General features: G+C 56.4%; 13 protein-coding genes and 1 pseudogene. 7 read left to right on the forward strand and 7 right to left on the reverse strand.

Annotation, left to right across the window (positions count from 1 at the left end; translation table 11 throughout):
* Window positions 1–165 precede the first annotated feature (165 nt).
* Complete coding sequence (locus tag AC3I65_RS12335) at window positions 166–2,232, forward strand: ATP-dependent nuclease (RefSeq protein ID WP_488523809.1); 2,067 nt, start codon at window positions 166–168, stop codon at window positions 2,230–2,232.
* Window positions 2,229–4,232, forward strand: coding sequence for a UvrD-helicase domain-containing protein (locus AC3I65_RS12340; protein WP_488523810.1), 2,004 nt, complete (start codon window positions 2,229–2,231; stop codon window positions 4,230–4,232). Before AC3I65_RS12335 ends, AC3I65_RS12340 begins: the two co-directional genes overlap by 4 nt.
* 168 nt (window positions 4,233–4,400) lie before the next feature.
* On the opposite strand, the gene AC3I65_RS12345 is transcribed toward AC3I65_RS12340, so the two are convergent.
* The gene (locus tag AC3I65_RS12345; protein WP_488523811.1) at window positions 4,401–4,622 is read right to left on the reverse strand and encodes a hypothetical protein; all 222 of its coding nucleotides are present in this window, start codon (window positions 4,620–4,622) and stop codon (window positions 4,401–4,403) included.
* A 184-nt stretch (window positions 4,623–4,806) separates the two neighbouring features.
* Here AC3I65_RS12345 and AC3I65_RS12350 point away from each other — a divergent pair, with 184 nt between their 5' ends.
* The gene (locus tag AC3I65_RS12350) at window positions 4,807–6,441 is read left to right on the forward strand and encodes an RNA repair transcriptional activator RtcR family protein (RefSeq protein ID WP_488523812.1); all 1,635 of its coding nucleotides are present in this window, start codon (window positions 4,807–4,809) and stop codon (window positions 6,439–6,441) included.
* Between the two features lie 131 nt (window positions 6,442–6,572).
* Here the strand turns inward: AC3I65_RS12350 and AC3I65_RS12355 are convergent, their stop codons facing one another.
* The 6 genes from AC3I65_RS12355 to AC3I65_RS12380 all read right to left on the reverse strand — a co-directional run bounded on the left by AC3I65_RS12355 (window position 6,573) and on the right by AC3I65_RS12380 (window position 12,714).
* Entirely contained in the window at window positions 6,573–7,628 is a 1,056-nt protein-coding gene (locus AC3I65_RS12355; RefSeq protein ID WP_488523813.1) for a hypothetical protein, read from the reverse strand.
* 1,376 nt (window positions 7,629–9,004) lie between these two features.
* The gene (locus AC3I65_RS12360; RefSeq protein WP_076384701.1) at window positions 9,005–9,172 is read right to left on the reverse strand and encodes a heavy-metal-associated domain-containing protein; all 168 of its coding nucleotides are present in this window, start codon (window positions 9,170–9,172) and stop codon (window positions 9,005–9,007) included.
* A 33-nt stretch (window positions 9,173–9,205) separates the two neighbouring features.
* The gene (locus AC3I65_RS12365; protein ID WP_274090439.1) at window positions 9,206–11,563 is read right to left on the reverse strand and encodes a heavy metal translocating P-type ATPase; all 2,358 of its coding nucleotides are present in this window, start codon (window positions 11,561–11,563) and stop codon (window positions 9,206–9,208) included.
* 5 nt (window positions 11,564–11,568) lie between these two features.
* Window positions 11,569–11,817 carry a DUF2933 domain-containing protein gene (locus AC3I65_RS12370; RefSeq protein WP_076384697.1) on the reverse strand — a complete coding sequence of 83 codons (249 nt, stop codon included), beginning with the start codon at window positions 11,815–11,817 and terminating at the stop codon, window positions 11,569–11,571.
* A gap of 165 nt (window positions 11,818–11,982) precedes the next feature.
* The gene (locus AC3I65_RS12375) at window positions 11,983–12,186 is read right to left on the reverse strand and encodes a hypothetical protein (protein ID WP_274090441.1); all 204 of its coding nucleotides are present in this window, start codon (window positions 12,184–12,186) and stop codon (window positions 11,983–11,985) included.
* 168 nt (window positions 12,187–12,354) lie between these two features.
* Entirely contained in the window at window positions 12,355–12,714 is a 360-nt protein-coding gene (locus AC3I65_RS12380; protein WP_274090442.1) for a co-regulatory protein PtrA N-terminal domain-containing protein, read from the reverse strand.
* A gap of 207 nt (window positions 12,715–12,921) precedes the next feature.
* On the opposite strand from AC3I65_RS12380, the pseudogene AC3I65_RS12385 reads away from it, so the two are divergent.
* From AC3I65_RS12385 to AC3I65_RS12400, 4 genes and pseudogenes are all read left to right on the forward strand, one after another.
* Window positions 12,922–13,135: pseudogene (locus AC3I65_RS12385) on the forward strand (response regulator); the annotation flags it as partial.
* Between the two features lie 223 nt (window positions 13,136–13,358).
* A complete protein-coding gene (locus tag AC3I65_RS12390; protein WP_488524307.1) occupies window positions 13,359–14,507 on the forward strand; it encodes an alpha/beta hydrolase in 1,149 nt (382 codons plus the stop codon).
* Between the two features lie 228 nt (window positions 14,508–14,735).
* The gene (locus AC3I65_RS12395) at window positions 14,736–16,961 is read left to right on the forward strand and encodes a type VI secretion system Vgr family protein (protein WP_488523814.1); all 2,226 of its coding nucleotides are present in this window, start codon (window positions 14,736–14,738) and stop codon (window positions 16,959–16,961) included.
* A gap of 16 nt (window positions 16,962–16,977) precedes the next feature.
* On the forward strand, window positions 16,978–17,430 hold the full coding sequence (locus AC3I65_RS12400) for a DUF6484 domain-containing protein (RefSeq protein WP_047226482.1): 453 nt from the start codon (window positions 16,978–16,980) through the stop codon (window positions 17,428–17,430).
* Window positions 17,431–17,434: the final 4 nt, after the last annotated feature.

The following is a 17,434-nucleotide window of genomic DNA, read 5'->3' on the forward strand; positions in this document are numbered from 1 at the left end:
ACGCGAGTATGCCGAATTATCACGATCCGGCTGCAACCGGATGAATCGTCTAGCAACAATGGCTTTTTCATGGCATATAGCTAGCGCATCCAGGGAGAGATAGCATCGGTCAGGTTGACGCTCAGCGACCCTCTCCCTGCCACTGAATCAGGTGAGGGTAGCGCTGTGTACCTTTCGGCTTTGAAAATCGAAAACTTCCGCCAGTTCGGCCAAGGCGGTCATGCGTTGAACATCCAGTTCAACGAAGGCGTGACAGCCCTCGTAGGTGAAAACGACGCGGGCAAAACCGCAGTCATCGATGCGATTCGCTACGTTCTGCAGACACGTGATGCTGAGTATCTCAGGCTACAGATCGAGGACTTTCACATCGCCAACGATGGCACCCAGGCGGAAGCCATCACCCTCAGGTGTACGCTGGAAGGACTGAGCCCCGCGGAACTCGGCGCGTTCGCTGAGTATGTGACCTACAAGGGTGGCGTTGGGAGGCTATACGTTCACTGGTCGGCTCGCCGTATCGTTGCCTCCGCCTCCACCCGTAAATGGGTCGACATCTCGGTTCGCTCGGGTGAAAACGGAGAAGGCCCGACGTTGGACGTGGGGGTACGGCAACTACTGGCCACCGCGTATCTGAAACCGCTGCGCGACGCAGAACGAGAGATGTCGCCGGGTAGAAACTCCCGCCTGTCTCAGGTACTCAGTAGTTTCCCGAACATTGACGCCGGCAGCGTCTTTGATCCTGCAGCGCTTCCAGCTGACCTTGCTGACGCTGAGGCCCTCAGCATTGCAGGCATGGGCGACTATCTTCGCCACCTGGTGAATAGCCACGGCGCCATCGTCTCCGCGCAGAAGGAAATCAACGACACCTACCTGCGTCCGCTCTCCCTTGCTGGTCAGCCACTGACAAGTCGCATTGGTTTCGGGGAGGCGGGAACGGATCCCGCCAAACTCAAACAGATCCTAGAGCGTTTGGAGCTGGGGCTGTTGGATCACGCCACAGGTGAAGCCCGCGGCGTTTATGGGCTGGGCTCGAACAACGTGCTGTTCATGGCCTGTGAGCTACTGTTGCTCGGTAAAGAGCCCGACGGACTTCCGTTGCTCCTCATCGAAGAGCCAGAAGCGCACCTACATCCTCAGCGCCAACTCCAATTGATGGAGTTTCTTGAGGCTGCGGCTCAGCCAGCTACAGGCTTGAGGCCGGTTCAAGTCATATTGACCACGCACAGCCCCAACCTAAGCTCCAAAATTCCGTTGCAGAACTTGGTTCTGATGCAGCGGCACCAAGCGTTCTCCCTTGCGGAAGAACAAACCTGCCTTGCTCCTGACGACTATCGCTTCCTCAGCCGCTTCCTGGACGTTACCAAAGCGGGTCTGTTCTTTGCGAAGGGGCTACTGGTCGTAGAAGGTGATGCCGAGGCCATTCTGCTGCCGTCACTCGCTCGGCGACTTGGCAAAGATCTCACCAAGCATGGTGTATCGATTATCAACGTGGGCGGCGTCGGCCTGCGCCGGTATTCGAAAATCCTGCAGCGGAAAGACACCTCTAAGGGGGAGATATCAGTGCCTACCGCCTGCATTACAGACATGGACGTGATGCCGGACTGTGCACCCGAGATTTTGAGCCTGAAGGGAGTAAAAGGGGCTGTATGGCCAGACAAAGCCGATCGACGCTGGCGCGCGATGAAAGACTTCGGTGCCACTGCGCCTGACCTTGAAAAAGGCCTCAAGGAGCACCGCGACAAGCGAGCAGAAAGTGACGGGCAATGCGTGCGCACATACGTTGCAGATCACTGGACGCTTGAGTACGACCTAGCGTTCAAGGGGCTTTCGCTGGAAGTCCACCATGCCGCATACCTTGCCATCAATGAGGAAAAGATCGACGAAGGCAAGGAGACCAAGATCACGCTGCTGAAGAAGGCGCAGACAGCTTTCGACAAGATCCAGACCACCTATACCACCGAGGATGCTAGGTGTTCCGCGATCTACAAATTGTTTAAAAGAGCTTCTAAAGCGATCGCAGCCCAGCACCTCATCGATTTGATCGACCAGCGTTTTGAAAACAAAACCCTGGACGCCACGATGCTGCGTGGGCTGCTGCCCACTTATGTTGTCCACGCGATCGAGTACGCAACCGGAGGTGCCGCACTGACCACAACCTCTAGCCCAGCTCACAATCTCGTGGTGCCGGCAGCACCGGCAGGCTCAGCTGATCCGCTGGAAGAGGTCGCCGAATGACGCTTAGCCAACTGGTTGCCCCCATCACTGATGCCGATGTGGATTGGGTCATCAAGCTTATGGGGCTGGAAACGCTGGACGAGCCTCGTCGTGATTTCTTGAAGTCCATGGATACCATCGATTTAGCGGCTTGCCCGGGAAGCGGCAAGACGACGCTGGTCGTGGCGAAATTGGCCATCCTGGCTCGTCACTGGAAGAGCCGTATGCAGGGTATCTGTGTGCTTTCACACACCAACGCGGCCAGGGAAGAGATCGAGAAACGCCTCGGCGGTACGGAAGTAGGTCAACGGCTGCTGCGCTTCCCTCACTATATCGACACCATCCATGGTTTCACCGGACGATTCTTGGCTTCGCCATGGCTGCGCTCGAAAGGGATTGGGCTGCTGGCCATTGACGATGACCTCACGCACAAGGCACGCCGAAGAAAGCTGACGGATAGCGAGCACTTCGGTGCAAAGACGGCCTTTGAGATGAAGCATAAAAGCCTCCACAGCTTGCGAGTCCGGTCTGCCGATTTTGATCATCCACTCGGGGATGAAGATATCGGTTTTGCGCCACACACCGCCACCTACAAAAGTGTGGTGAAATCGCTGAGTGGCGCTGCCAAGGCAGGTTATTTCTGCTTCGATGAAGTGTTCGTGCTGGGCCACGCCTTACTCGACCAAGAACCAGCTGTGGGCGGCGCATTGCGTCTGCGCTTCCCGTGCGTATTGATCGATGAGATGCAGGACACCCAACCTGACCAGGCGGGCATACTGCAACGCGTCTTTCCTCACGATGATCCAGATGTTCGGGTCATCCGCGTCGGCGACCCAAACCAGGAAATCTTCGACAGGAAGACACCACTGTCAGATCCGTTCCCTGACCCAAAGCGTCAGTTGGAGATCGCTAGCAGCTTCCGCTTTGATCAGGCAATTGCGTCGATTGCCAACCCGTTTGCCTATGCCCCGATCACAGATGGCTTGAAAGGGCTGCGGGCGGAAGGGGAACCCAGCACCATCCCGAACACGATCATCGTTTTTCCGGACAAGGATGCAACCAGAGTGCTGGACGAATTCGGCAAGCTGGTGCTGAAGCACCTTCCGGAAGATATCCGCGAGAAGGGAGTGTTCGCCGTCGGCGCCGTGCATCGGCTTGAAAACTTCAAACCAAATCAATACCCGAAGGCCTTGGAGCATTATTGGTCATCCTATCGGTCTGATACGACCAAAACATCGTTCAACCCCCGCACGTTCGCGGAGGGCGCGCATGTGGCACGCCGCTATGCGATGAAGGAGCCCACAGCCAATTCGGCCGTTGAGCTGCTGGCTTTGTGCCTGATCAACCTCGGTGAGCTGGCTTTCCCTCGTAGCCTGGTTCAGATGCGAGGTCGGCACCAAGCCGCTGTGCGTGAGAAATTTACGACCAAGCCCGAAGCCTTCGCTCGGTACCGCGAGTGTCTCCAGCAGATGCTGTTTGTGCCGTCCGAAATCACGCAGCAGGACTGGGTTAAGGTCATCGCACCGAAACTCTTGACTCTTGCTGCCGCGCTCTATGATTCTGAGGGTGTTGCAGCTGAACCTTTAGGCCGCCAGTACCTTGCCTTCGAGACTGCTCCGGTTGCCACCGAAACCGGAGAGACAGGGGGATCCCTTGTAAACACCTATCGATTCCAGGATGTCTCCGCCGGCGTGGATATCCGGATGTCATCCATTCACTCGGAAAAGGGCAAGACACACGCAGCGACGATAATTTTGGAGACCTTCAGGGGCAGCCACTTCATCCAGAAACTCATGCCATGTCTTGAGGGCAAAAAAGCAGCTGCTAAGAGGCCTCAGGACACAGCGAAGAAAGACATGATGCTAATGTATGTCGGGATGACCCGTCCGTCGCACATGCTGTGCTTGGCCATACGCCAGAGCTCATTGGGGGAGGGCGCTACTGGTGAAAAACGCAAGGCTGCGCTTGAGAAAGCTGGCTGGTCGATTCTGGAGCTTCCGGCGCCAGCGCCTGTCCCGTAGTCGCCGACTGCCACTCGCGGACATTAAAACCAGATGCATTGTCATGAATGCCCAACAGCAAGGACGCAGCAACAATGAAACCCGAGATGTCAGAGTTTTCCTACGGCTTCGCCTTCACCAACGAGCTCATCACGGTGCCTGGCGCTCGTGGCTGCCCCCGAGGTTCCTTCACTGCAGAAAGAAGGAAAACCGGGTGGTGGCTACGACGTCAAGATCCCTTTCGGATCGCCACTGTTTCTGCAGTTTAAGCTGAGCCATGGCCTGGCGGGCTTTCTCCGCGGCCTGACTGGAGCCAGGCCTGCTAATAATGACCTGCAGCAGCAAGGATAAGCGTTGATGAGGGTAGGGGGCGGCTAAGGTGGTTTCTGCCAATAAACAGAGAATCAACATTCAGTAAATTCATGGCCCATTTGCCAGCGGCCTGCGGTCGCATGGGTGAAGCGTAGAGGTGCCTGTCAGCTTGGCCGACGCCGAGACTTGCTTAGCCTGCCAATCGCGAGAAAACGCTACGAAGCTCGCTTCTCGGCATGCTTAACTTCAACCGCACCAGCCTCAGGGATAATCAGGGCGGTATATGTCCACTTCGATCATGATTTCGTTTCTCAGCACCTCGCTGGACGGTGGCAGCACCGACCGGCGCCGCACCGCGTGGCGTCCAAACGCCGGGATAGCACTGGCAAGCGAGCCAAAGATCGACCGACTGGTTCTTCTATACGAAAAAGGAGATGAAGCCTTGGCGACCCTCGTTGCCGAGGACGCTAAGAGCATGCGCGACGGCTTTGATGTTCAGTTGATGGAGACCGCCCCAAGTTCGTCAAACATAAGCGCGACCTATATGAGGGTGCTTCGCCTCGGTGATGTTCTCCAGTTTGACCCTGCAGTGCAGTACTACCTGAACATAACCACCTGCACGCCAATCCAGCAGATTTGCTTCTGCACGATTGCCCAGTCCCGCCGATGGCCAGTGAAACTCGTGCAGTGCCTGAATGCAAAGACCGAAGACCTGGCTTCCATGGTGCAAGTCATCGATTTGGATCTCTCGCGTTACGACGTCATCCTCAACCAGTATCCAATGGGGAACGCTGAGGGGATCAACCTGCTCAAGGACAACATAGCAACGCGAAATATTGCCTACAACGAGATGATCGAAGACATCCAGGGGACTGTACTGAGGTCGCGCCACCCAATTTTATTGAGGGGCGCTGAAGGTGCCGGAAAAACTGCCATGGCGCGTCGGCTGCATGAGCTCAAAGCACGCACCGCGTTGCTCACCGACCGATTTGTCGAGGTGAACTGCATGGCCTTGAAGGGTATGTCCGCGATGCCTGCGATGTCCGCGCTCTTTGGCCATAAAGGCAAGGCACTCCTTGGCGTCACCGGCGCCCCGAAAAGTGAGCTCCAACTTTCAAACAACGACATGTTGTTCCTCGACAACATTGATGAGCTTGGACTGCCTGAGCAGGCGATGCTGTTGCAAGCAATGGAGGATCGGGTCTATACCCCGCTGGGCTCCGGTAAACCTGTAAAGTGCGACTTCCAGCTGATTGCTGCGACCAATAAGGATCTTGAGGGGATGGTCAGGAACGGTCAGTTCCGAGCCGACCTTCTGGCTCGGCTCTCAACCTGGGAATTCAGGCTTCCGTCTCTGCAGGAGCGACCGGAAGATATAGAGCCAAACCTCGTATACGAGCTAAAGAGATCGACAAACACACTTCCTCATATACAGCGGTTTTCAGCAAAGGCCCTAAGGCAGTACCTTGCATTCGCATTGTCAAACGAGGCTCCTTGGCTGGCGAATTTTCGAGACCTTTCCGCCTCCGTAGAGCGAATGATTACGCGCTCCGTTAGCGAAATCATCTCAGAAGAGGTTGTTGGCGCAGAGATCACAACGCTTCGAGCCAAATGGTCTTCGCTGGGCTTCAATGATCACGTACGCCTCGGACGGAAGGGATCACCGAGCCCGGTCACTGGCGCTACGGATAATTACGTTGCCATACTTCTACCTGACCATAACCTTAACTTGTTCGAGCAAAATCAGCTGGACTTCGTGATCCGTGTAGCTATGAAATGCCCAAGCTACGCAGAGCTCTCCAGGCGGCTCTACGGGGACGATCTCGGTATCAACCCGGCCCAGAAATCGCGCTCCTACCTGCTGGGCTATGGACTGAGCCTCGATATGATCAAGGAAAAACTCGGTTCAGCAAGCTGAAACACCGGCAACGTCTGGTAACACGGAAAAACAGAGTTCAAGTCCATGCGTGAAAGGAGGGCTGTTGAATGGAGCAACGCTGATATCGAGGAGCGGCGTCTTCGGTTTCATGATTCCGCCCAAAACCTGCCCTAAACATTAGCACTCCGTATCGCCATCACAGTTCCAAGAATACAGTACTTATCTTCAACCCAGCCGACCTTGCTAACCAATAGAATGCTAGCCAATCTACTTTGATCACAAAGCAAAGTGGATCGTGCCAACTTGGATGTCGCCTCCCTTAAGTCAAATACGAAACTGATTCCGATTGCCCTAAACTTGCATGTGCTCTGCATGAGGTTTTGGTCGGTTTTTCTGGGTAGGACGTCATCGAACACATGGTCACCATGAAAGCAGATCAGATCTCCCGAATGCACAGTTCCAATCACTGAGGCTTGCCGATCGGTTGGATAGATAATCCTCAAAGAACGCAACCCCAAGAGCTCGAATAGAATTTCGAACATGTATGAGTGCAGAGCCAAGCCACCAAGGCCTTGGTAGGGGGAGGGGGCGCCACAGGCCCAGACTGGAAACCCCTCGTTGTCACAAAGGTCTTTCGAGAAGACAGAGTGGAAGCTTGGCAGTTGCTGTAGATCAACACTAGGTTTCACGACTTCACAAAGGCCCGTCAGGTTGAAGTACCACCAGTTGACCTCGCCAGGCTTTCTCTCAGCCTGCTTGATTGAGATCAAATCCGGTTCGTCGTAGTACACCTCCCAGGCTTTTTTTGCAGCAACTAGCCACTCAGGTGCCGGTAGGCTTCTACTGGCGTGTGTGGTAAGTCGCGTGCTCTGCGCCTCGATCTGATGATATATGCAGAGAATCGCAAGGTTTTTTGCAGAAGGAAGCTCGCCGGCAGCCAACGGGTTGATGCTGTGAGCGACGATGGGTTGATCTGGCACCCTGCAAATGCAGCACATGCTGTGGTTGACATCCAATACCTCAATCAGCTCCTTAATAGGGATCGATGGGGACTGGATGTCCTGCAAGGACTGCCTGATTTCGGGGCTGAGGCCGAGGTGCATCAGTTCCCAATCGCTTCGTTGGCGCAGTTTGTGAGGTGTCCAGCCATCGGCCTGAAGGGCCTCAGCCAGCATGGAGTCCATACCAAAGGCGAAGAGCTCAAGTACGGCGAGAGTTCTTTTCATAGCGTCGACCGCTGGATACGTAATACAGATGAGTATGCATCATCACTGCATGACGGACACAAGCCGAGAGGGCCTGATGGACGTACCCTTGTCGCGTGGCTGCACAGACTCCTCCTTGAAATGGTTGATAGCTCAAACGTTGGCGAGGCCTCCTGAAAGGCTCTTTTTGAAAAGAGGAGCGGTATAGTCGGTCGCGATACGACTGGTTGCTTCACCCCTGAAGAATTAGCCGAAGCCTGATGGAGTTAGAACGACGAAGGGCGGGGTATCTGGCGTGGAGCATGCCACTGAAAAAACAAACTTAACTCAACTAAATGACTATTTAGTTGAGTTAGGCTTCGAAGCAACAACTCAAACATAGCGAAGCGGGGCGGAATATAGCAAATAGCGAGCTCTCTAACGCTAGAAGACAGAACTGGCTTGCCAGCAAGAATTATATTGATCTTTATGATGTTAGTTCGCCGCGTCCTGCCCTTATAGCCTTTTCGTAAGTTTTGCTCAAGCAGCTTTTAATTCTAAAAGCCAAATACCATGCAGCATACCTAGACAACTTGACGATCCAGACACCCAAGCCAGATGTAATGGGCTTGACAGCGTCGGCTTGCGCCGTAGTGTCGCTCAGGCACAGGGCGTGCGAGGACGCTGCCACAGCGATGCCGCCACATCAGGCCGAAAAACCGCTCCGGCTGGCTCAAGCGGGCAATACCTGTTTGTCGGGAAACGGATTCTTTTTGGGCGAGCGTTTCAATAAGCTGTGGTTTTGCGAACGCAGTCCTGAGCGGACGCAACTTTTGATGCAGTAGGCATTCGGATCGCATTGAGCTTTCCCTGGCGACAACTGGTATGAGGATGCTCAATCTGTAGGCCAAATTGAGGCGTGGTGCCCATCGACGGGACAAGCACGTTGAAACGTCGTATCAACGGCTGGGGCTGGCAAGCAGCATGTTGAACAACAAGCTGACGGGCCCCTAGGCTAGAAATGATTGGCCGCACTTTGAACGTCAATCAGGTCAGTGAAGATTAGAAATGGATGCGGTGCTTCGATTTGCACCAGTAAAGACTTGAAATGGAGAATGATCTGCCGAACCGCATCAGCATTGAGCGATAACATCACGCTCTACAGGATTTTTGTGATTAGGCCAGCGAAGATTTGAAATGGAGGAAGAAGCTTCAGGTCATGTCAGTAAAAATCAGAAATGGCTTAGGTAGCGGGATTTCGACCGTTTAGTTTCCGTTTTATATGAATCTTCAGTTCCGAGTACTATGGTGAGGGGAAGCGTCTGGTGGAAAATCTGCTGGATAGTCCGGCTGGTAGCGACATACTTTGTTACGTGTAATGTATATTATGTTAAACGACATGTGTGGGAAGTGTTTATTCATTGCGTGCTGTCCTTCTCCAGGCCGTCGGTAATGCGGATCGATTCGGCACTTTCTATGCTCTCAACGGTGACCTTGCCGGCTGCTCGATCCACTTCTACCCGTGCGTTCTGATCCAGCGCCTGGATGACCTTCGTGATTTTATTCACGCAACTGCCCCAGCCCAATAAGGCCCAGCCGTTGGCCGGTGGTCTGGGAGACTAGCCGATGTCCGTTGATTTCAACCTCAGAGCATTGAAGACCACCGACGCCGAACTGACGCTCATCGCCAGCGCAGCAATCAAGGGCGACAGAAGATGCCCCGTTAGCGGGTAAAGCAGCCCCGCCGCTAGCGGGATTCCCATCGCGTTGTAGAGGAACGCAAAGGCGAGGTTCTGCCTCATGTTCTTCACGGTCGCCACTGACAGGGTGCGCGCTCGCAGGATGCCCATCAGATCTCCTTTGACCAGCGTCACTTGGGCACTGTTCATCGCCACATCGGTACCGGTGCCCATGGCGATACCTACGTCAGACCTGGCCAGGGCGGGCGCATCGTTGATGCCATCACCCGCCATGGCGACACGACGGCCATAGCCCTGCAAATCGGCGACTAGATTCTCCTTATCCTGCGGTTTGACCTCACCATGCACTTCCTCGATTCCGAGCTGCTTCGCCACGGCTCTTGCTGTGGTGAGGCCATCACCAGTGGCCATGATGACCTTCACGTCTTCGCTTTGAAGCTTGGAGACAGCCTGTTGAGAAGTAGGCTTGATCGGATCGGAAACGGCCAGGAGTCCCGCCAGGCGACCATCAACGGCCAAATAGATGATGCTGATGCCTTCCAGACGCAGTTGTTCGGCGCGATTACGCAGCGGGGTAATATCGACACCCGCCTCGTCCATCAGCGCGGTGTTGCCGAGCTGCAGTTGATGAGCATCGACCTGCCCGCGCACACCAATGCCCGAGCCAGACTCGAAAATAGCCGGCTTGACCAGTGCAATGCCTTGACCACGCGCATGATCGACGATGGCATGAGCCAGCGGGTGCTCACTACCCTGGTCGAGACTAGCAGCCAGGCGCAGCACCTCATTGGAGTCGTAACCGCCTGTCCCTTCCGCACTATGGAATACGGGACGCCCCTCGGTCAGGGTTCCAGTCTTGTCGACGATGAGCGTGTCGATCTTGCATAGATTTTCGATGGCGCTGGCATCGCGGAACAACACACCGCAGCTAGCGGCCTTGCCAGTCGCAACCATGACGGACATCGGGGTTGCCAGACCAAGAGCGCAGGGACACGCAATGATTAGCACCGCCACCGCATTAATCAGGCCAAATACCCAGCCTGATTCCGGCCCGAATAGCCCCCAGCCGAAGAACGTAAGGACCGCGATCAGGATCACCCCGACCACGAAATACCCTGCCACCGCATCAGCCATACGCTGCATGGGGGCCTTGGAGCGCTGGGCCTTGGCCACCATCTGCACGATCTGCGACAGCATAGTTTCGGCACCCACTTTCTGCGCCTCCATCACTAGGCTGCCGTGGGTGTTCAGGGTGGCACCGATAAGGGCATCGCCTATCCGCTTGGTAACCGGTACTGGCTCGCCGGTGAGCATCGATTCGTCGACTGCGCTCTCACCCTCCAGCACAGTGCCATCTACAGGAACCTTCTCGCCTGGCCGGACACGCAGATGATCGCCCTGATGGACATGAGTCAGAGGAATGTCCTCTTCTACTCCATCGGGCCTGATGCGCCGCGCTGTCTTTGGCGCCAGTCCCAGCAGCGATTTGATAGCTGCGGACGTCTGCGAGCGGGCCTTTAGTTCGAGCATTTGGCCCAACAGCGTGAGTGAGATAATCACCGCGGCTGCTTCAAAATAGACGCCGATACGTCCGTCCTGGACAAAGGCCGCCGGAAACCACCGCGGAACCAAGGTAGCGGCCAAACTGTATAAGTAGGCAGCAGCCGTTCCCAAACCGATCAGCGTCCACATGTTGGGGCTGCGGTGCCGGATGGAGTCAATGCCGCGGGCGAAGAACACCCAGCCACCCCATAGCGTCACGGGCGTCGCCAGAGCAAGCTCAACCCAGTTCTGGGTCGTGCCATGAAACAGTTGCAAGGAATGGCCAGCCATCGCCAGCACGGTCACGATGACGGTCAGCGGTAGGGTCCACCAGAACCGCCGTGAGAAGTCCTTCAGCTCCGGGTTCTCCTCCTCTTCCAATTCCGGGATGACAGGCTCCAGCGTCATGCCACAGATCGGGCAGTTGCCAGGGGTCGGTTGGCGAATCTCAGGATGCATCGGACAGGTATATGCGGCTCCTTCTGGTGCCGATATCGGGGACTGACTCGTATGCTGATGTGCTTCATGAGACGAGTGGCCCATGTACGAGTGGGGATCAACTTGAAACTTCTGCAGGCATTTGGCACTGCAGAAGCGATAGGTCCTCCCTTCAACGCTCTCGCGGTATGGGCTATCAGATTTCACCTCCATGCCACACACGGGGTCGCGTTGACTTTCCGGTTGACCGTGCGAGTTGTGTGCATGTCCGTGATCGTGGCAGGAGGAATTTCGCATGCGATTTATTTCCTATCTTCATCCTTGGAGACCGTGGCACCGCTAGCGTGGGAGTGCCCGCCATGATTGTGGCCAAACAGGTGCATAAGCGGGCATAGCAGCAGGATGAGGTATGGCAGGGCCTGCGAGATGTGACTGTAATGCTCGCGTGCCACATAGAAGATGCCGATTACGGCCAGCATGATCAGCGCAATGCCAATCTTGCTCTTCCAAAAAGGCGGTTCAGTGGTACTGGTGTGATGGGTATGGTCCATGACAATAGCCTCGTTTCAATGGCAGCTGGATCAGCATAGGTGTCTCAGACTGGGCGGAGTTGACGAGTATCAATAGACGTCAGCGTACGATCACCTTACGCTGGTGTTCCAGTTGGGAAGCTGTCTGCCCGATGTTGAACTCGTGCATCAACGCGCCCTCGTTCTTCAGAACGAAGCGCACGGTTTCACATCGATCGTTTTCTGGCTGTAGTTGATGTCGTCCATCTTTACCAAGATGGTACGAGTTCCCGGAGTCGCCTGGGTCTGCTGCCCGATGCCATTGCTATTGCCGCCGGCCTCGGCAAATGCCGGAAAAGTGGTGCTAATGAACAGAGTGCTGATCAGCAGCTTAAAGGATAAGCCTTTCATGGTGAGACCTCGCGATGGGTGCTGGAAATCTCATGCTATTCCCCGCTTGCTGCCAGGCCGCTGACCCCAAAACTACAATTGCGTCAGCTGGGAAAAGGCAACGCGCCATAGAGGCGCTGCTAGGCCAAAGGAGCAATCACGAAAGGCCTGGAAGATGGGGGAAATCCTTTACTGATGGCATTCCTTGTCGGCCATCATCAGCTTGTGCTCTCGAATCATTTGACCCAGCACGTCGTCTACCAGCTTGTCATGCTTTTCCATCCAGGCCAGGTGCTCTTCGGCAGACATGTCTGGCGCGGGATGTTCGTTGTGCAGCTGGCTCATGATGTCTTCGAGCATGTTCATATGCTCCTTCATGTGCACATGCCGCTCGCCGACCGGGGCCTTCTCCGCCTGGATCAGTACGGCTTCTGCTTTGTCACGCATCTGCTGGATGCGCTCGAATACACGGTCGCTGCCCCCTTCGGCCCAAGTCATAGAAGACAGCAGTAGCGAACCAACCAGAAGCAAAGGTTTCAGCGATTTCATGGGGCAGTCTCCAACAGTGCAAACTATGGTCGGCACCTCTGCTTTTGGTCTGTCGAGGGCCGAGAGCACAACCTAGTGCTCGTGCTTGCACCCTAGACAAGTCACCCTGTCAGTGACCTGAAGTCAGAATTACATTTTCGTAAGCTTCTGGTTGGGGGCGCGGTTTGCCTGCAAATTCAGGCCACCCGATATTTGGAGTCTGCTCGCATGAAACTACTGGTAGCTGAAGATGAACCCAAAACCGGTGCATACCTGCAGCAAGGCCTCAGTGAAGCGGGCTTCAATGGACCGGGTTATGACCGGTACAGATGCTCTACAGCACGCGCTGAGTGAGTCCTATGACCTCTTGATCCTAGATGTGATGATGCCTGCGCTGGACGGGTGGGAAGTGCTGCGCATGGTACGCGCCACAGGAAAAGACCACACAGAGCATGCTCGAAAGCTACCACTTGTTAAACAGCATGTGTATAGAGCGCGTTTACTCGCACCCCTGTCAGCCACCCGTCACCCTGACGTCAGCTCCCCCACCTAAAGTAACTCTTCCGGGTTTTGTGCACTGCGACCCGCGTGGTACATCTATCGCTCTCGATAGGACATCAAATGGACATATGGAAACCCCAATGAAAGCACTCTACGCGCTCTTGATGATCGGCCTTGCCGGCTGCGCGCGCGCTCCGGTTGAGGTCGCCCAGCCGGCGCCGGTCAGCTTTGGCGACTACCGCCTGCAAACCCTGGCGCAGATTGAGCGTAATCGGCAGTTTCAGAATCCCGACCACACCTTGGAGCTGGCGTGGAACGCTCCCCGTGAATGGGTACCCGCGCAGCCCAATGGTAGAGGCGTTCTTCTGGTTCACGGCCTTGGCGATTCGCCCGGCTCATTCGTAGATGTCGCGACACAACTGGCCAGCCAGGGATATCGGGTACGCACCGTGCTGCTGCCCGGACACGGCACTCGGCCGGCCGATATGCTCGACGTTGACATCAATGATTGGCGTCGAACCGTGGAGCAACAGGTGACGCTGCTACGCAAGGATGTCGGCCACGTTTACCTGGGTGGTTTCTCCACCGGTGCCAACCTGGTTGTGGCGTACGCCATGGACGATCAGTCGATCGCTGGGCTGGTGCTGTTTTCCCCGGCATTCAAGTCCAATGTTGGGTTTGATTGGGTGTTGCCGTGGCTGGCGAAGGTCAAACCATGGCTACGGCAGCCGACCAGCGCGGCCCCGCAGCAGACGTCGCTGCGCTACCAGAACGTGCCAACCAATGGCTTCGCCCAGTTTTACCTGAGCAGTACGGCCGTGCGCAGCAAGCTGGCATCGCAGGCGTTCGACCGCCCGGTGCTGGTGGTCAGTGCGGCCCATGACTCGGTGGTGGATGTGGAGTTTGTACGGGACGCCTTCAATCGGCGTTTCCCCAATCCGGGGTCGCGGATGATCTGGTATGGCAACCTCGCCAACGAATTGCAAAGTCCGCGCCTGTTGGTGCGCAGCGACCAGTTGCCGGCCGAGCAGATCAGTCAGTTTTCCCATATGGGCGTGCTGTTCTCCCCCGATAATCCGCAATATGGTCGCCAGGGTAACCAGCGTCTGTGCTGGAACGGCCAGAGCGACACGGCTTACCAACAATGCCAGGCAGGTGGCCCTGTCTGGTATTCGGACTGGGGTTATCGTGAGCCCGGCAAAGTCCATGCACGGTTGACCTACAACCCGTACTTCGCCTGGCAATCCGAGGTGATGGTGCAGGTGCTGGAGGCCGGGGCTCAAGAACATTCGACTGTGGCAAACACACGATAATCGCCCGCCCCTTGCCGTCGGGCCCCTCCTCCTGTCTGGAGCCTAGTTGCTGGTGCTCATCACTGTTGGTGCGGTTCTAGAATGAAACTATAACCAAATAACCTAAGTCAGCGACCACCGGTCACCTATCTTGAACATCTGAGGGGCCGTCATTGGCCGGTATTGCTGATACGCCGCTGCCTTCCTTACGGCGAACGGATGCCCGAACACGAGCCAAGGAAGCCGTAGATGGCAATCACCCAAAACAACCGTCTGGTACAGGTCGACAGTCCTCTCGGTGGCGATGTCCTGTTGTTGCAGAGCATGGATGGCAGCGAAGAGTTGGGGCGGTTGTTTCACTACGAATTGGACCTTACCTCCGAAGACCGGGCGATCAAGTTCGATCAGTTGCTGGGCAAACCGATGGGTTTGACCCTGGAGTTGTACAACGGCGGCAAACGCTATTTCCACGGCATTATCAGCAGCTGCCGGCAACTGACCGGTCACGGCCAGTTCGCGGGTTACCGCGTCAGTTTGCGGCCATGGTTCTGGCTGCTCACGCGGACCTCGGACTGTCGGATTTTCCAGAACAAGACCGTGCCGGACATCATCAAGCAGGTGTTTCGCGACCTCGGTTTCTCTGATTTTGAAGACAGCCTCAGCGCCAGCTACCGTGAGTGGGAATATTGCGTTCAGTACCGCGAAAGCAGCTTCGATTTCGTCAGCCGGCTGATGGAACAGGAAGGCATCTATTACTACTTCCGCCATGAAAAGGAGCGTCATGTTCTGGTGCTGGCCGACGCTTATGGTGCTCACTCCACGCCAGCGGACTACGACTCGGTGCCCTTCTATCCGCCCGATCGGCAAATGCGCGAGCGCGATCATTTCTACGACTGGCAACTGGCACGGGAAGTCCAGCCGGGTTCGCTGGCGCTGAACGACTATGACTTCCTGCGCCCGCGCGCCAGCCTTGAGGTGCGCTCCAGCGTGGTACGCAACCACAGCAACGGTGACCATCCGCTGTATGACTACCCCGGTGAATACCTGCAGAGCAACGATGGCGATCACTACGCACGCACCCGCATCGAAGCCATTCACAGCCAGTTCGAGCGCGTGCAGTTGCGCGGCCGGGCCCGCGGGTTGGGCTCCGGTCATTTGTTCACGCTGACGGGTTACGACCGTGCGGACCAGAATCGCGAATACCTGGTGGTGGTCGCGCGCTATCAGATCCGTCAGGAAGTCTATGAAAGCGGACAGTCAGATTTAGCCGAACAGTTCGTCAGCGAACTGGACTGCATGGATGCCAGCCAAGCCTTCCGCCCTCTCCCTCTGACGCCCATGCCCATTGTCCGCGGGCCACAGACCGCCGTGGTGGTCGGCCCCAGTGGCGAGGAGATCTGGACCGACCAGTATGGCCGGGTCAAGGTGCATTTCCACTGGGATCGCCATGACCAATCCAACGAAAACAGCTCCTGCTGGATTCGCGTGTCCCAAGCCTGGGCTGGCAAAAACTGGGGGGCGGTGCAGATCCCGCGGATCGGTCAGGAAGTGATCGTCAGCTTCCTCGAAGGCGACCCCGACCGGCCGATCATCACCGGTCGCGTCTACAACGCCGAACAGACCGTGCCCTACAAGCTGCCAGCCAATGCCACTCAGAGTGGCGTGAAAAGTCGTTCAAGCAAGGACGGCTCACAGGCCAACTTCAATGAGATCCGCATGGAGGACAAGAAAGGCGCGGAACAACTGTTTATCCACGCCGAGAAGAATCAGGACATCGAGGTCGAGAACGACGAGACCCATTGGGTCGGCCACGACCGCAGCAAGACCATCGACAACGACGAAACCGTGCACGTCAAACACGACCGCACTGAGACCGTGGACAACAACGAAACCATCAAGATCGGCGTCGACCGCAAGGAAACCGTCGGCAACAACGAAACCATCTCCATCGGCGTGAACCGCACCGAAGATGTGGGCAGCGACGAGAAAATAACCATCGGCGCCAACCGCACCGAAAAGGTGGGCAGCAACGAGACCATCACCATAGGTGCGGACCGCACGGAAAAGGTCGGTGCCAACGAAAGCATCACCATCGTCAGCAACCGCACCGAGGACGTGGGCGGTAACGAGACCATCGGCATCAGCGGCAACCGCAACGAAACGGTCAAAGGCAACGAAGGTATCGAGATCAATGGCAACCAGAGTACCCAGATCGGCCAGAACGAATCCCGCGACGTCGCACGCAACCGCACCACCGACATCAAGCAGAACGACAGCCTGGACGTTGGCAAGAACTTTGTCCTCAACGCCGGCGACTCCATCAGCCTGACGACGGGCGCGGCCAGCATCACCATGAAGAAGGACGGCACCATCGTGATCAGCGGCAAGAACATCACCATCGACGGCTCCGGCGCCATCAACATCAAGGCCAACAGGAACGTTGTCGTCAAAGGCCAGAAGATTCTGCAGAACTAGCCATGGAGTGTGCGCTATGACCGTCGAATACCACCTCGCCCCCTCCTCCACGCCCGTGCGCGTGGAGGGCGTCGTGATTGGTGTGCTGCTGGATGTGCCCCTGGCCGACGCTCCAGTGGTGGCTTTTCCCGGTTGCCCCGATGACGCGGGGCTCGCCGCGCGCACCACCACACCGCTCAGTCGCGAAGACATCGGCGCCCAGGTCGCGCTGATGTTCGAGGCCGGCGACCCGGCCCGGCCGCTGGTGATCGGTCGCATCCAGCGCCTGCCGCAAACCACGCCCCGCGCCGTCGCGAACCTGGACGGCGAGCGTTTGGAGTTCACCGCAGAACGGGAAATCGTCCTGCGTTGCGGCAAGGCCAGCATCACTCTTACCCGTGAAGGCAAGGTACTGATCCGAGGCGCCTACCTCTCGAGCCGATCATCTGGAGTGAACCGGATCAAGGGCGGCTCGGTACAGATCAACTGAGGCA

It is taken from the genome of Pseudomonas sp. N-1-13, assembly GCF_057787095.1.

What these genes read in the sequence shown, in the direction of transcription:
- AC3I65_RS12380 (WP_274090442.1), bottom strand. Translation starts at nt 12,714, where the DNA reads ATGAAATCGCTGAAACCTTTGCTTCTGGTTGGTTCGCTACTGCTGTCT.
- AC3I65_RS12390 (WP_488524307.1), top strand. Translation starts at nt 13,359, where the DNA reads ATGATCGGCCTTGCCGGCTGCGCGCGCGCTCCGGTTGAGGTCGCCCAG.
- AC3I65_RS12400 (WP_047226482.1), top strand. Translation starts at nt 16,978, where the DNA reads ATGACCGTCGAATACCACCTCGCCCCCTCCTCCACGCCCGTGCGCGTG.
- AC3I65_RS12350 (WP_488523812.1), top strand. Translation starts at nt 4,807, where the DNA reads ATGTCCACTTCGATCATGATTTCGTTTCTCAGCACCTCGCTGGACGGT.
- AC3I65_RS12395 (WP_488523814.1), top strand. Translation starts at nt 14,736, where the DNA reads ATGGCAATCACCCAAAACAACCGTCTGGTACAGGTCGACAGTCCTCTC.
- AC3I65_RS12365 (WP_274090439.1), bottom strand. Translation starts at nt 11,563, where the DNA reads ATGCGAAATTCCTCCTGCCACGATCACGGACATGCACACAACTCGCAC.
- AC3I65_RS12370 (WP_076384697.1), bottom strand. Translation starts at nt 11,817, where the DNA reads ATGGACCATACCCATCACACCAGTACCACTGAACCGCCTTTTTGGAAG.
- AC3I65_RS12355 (WP_488523813.1), bottom strand. Translation starts at nt 7,628, where the DNA reads ATGAAAAGAACTCTCGCCGTACTTGAGCTCTTCGCCTTTGGTATGGAC.
- AC3I65_RS12345 (WP_488523811.1), bottom strand. Translation starts at nt 4,622, where the DNA reads ATGTTGATTCTCTGTTTATTGGCAGAAACCACCTTAGCCGCCCCCTAC.
- AC3I65_RS12375 (WP_274090441.1), bottom strand. Translation starts at nt 12,186, where the DNA reads ATGAAAGGCTTATCCTTTAAGCTGCTGATCAGCACTCTGTTCATTAGC.
- AC3I65_RS12340 (WP_488523810.1), top strand. Translation starts at nt 2,229, where the DNA reads ATGACGCTTAGCCAACTGGTTGCCCCCATCACTGATGCCGATGTGGAT.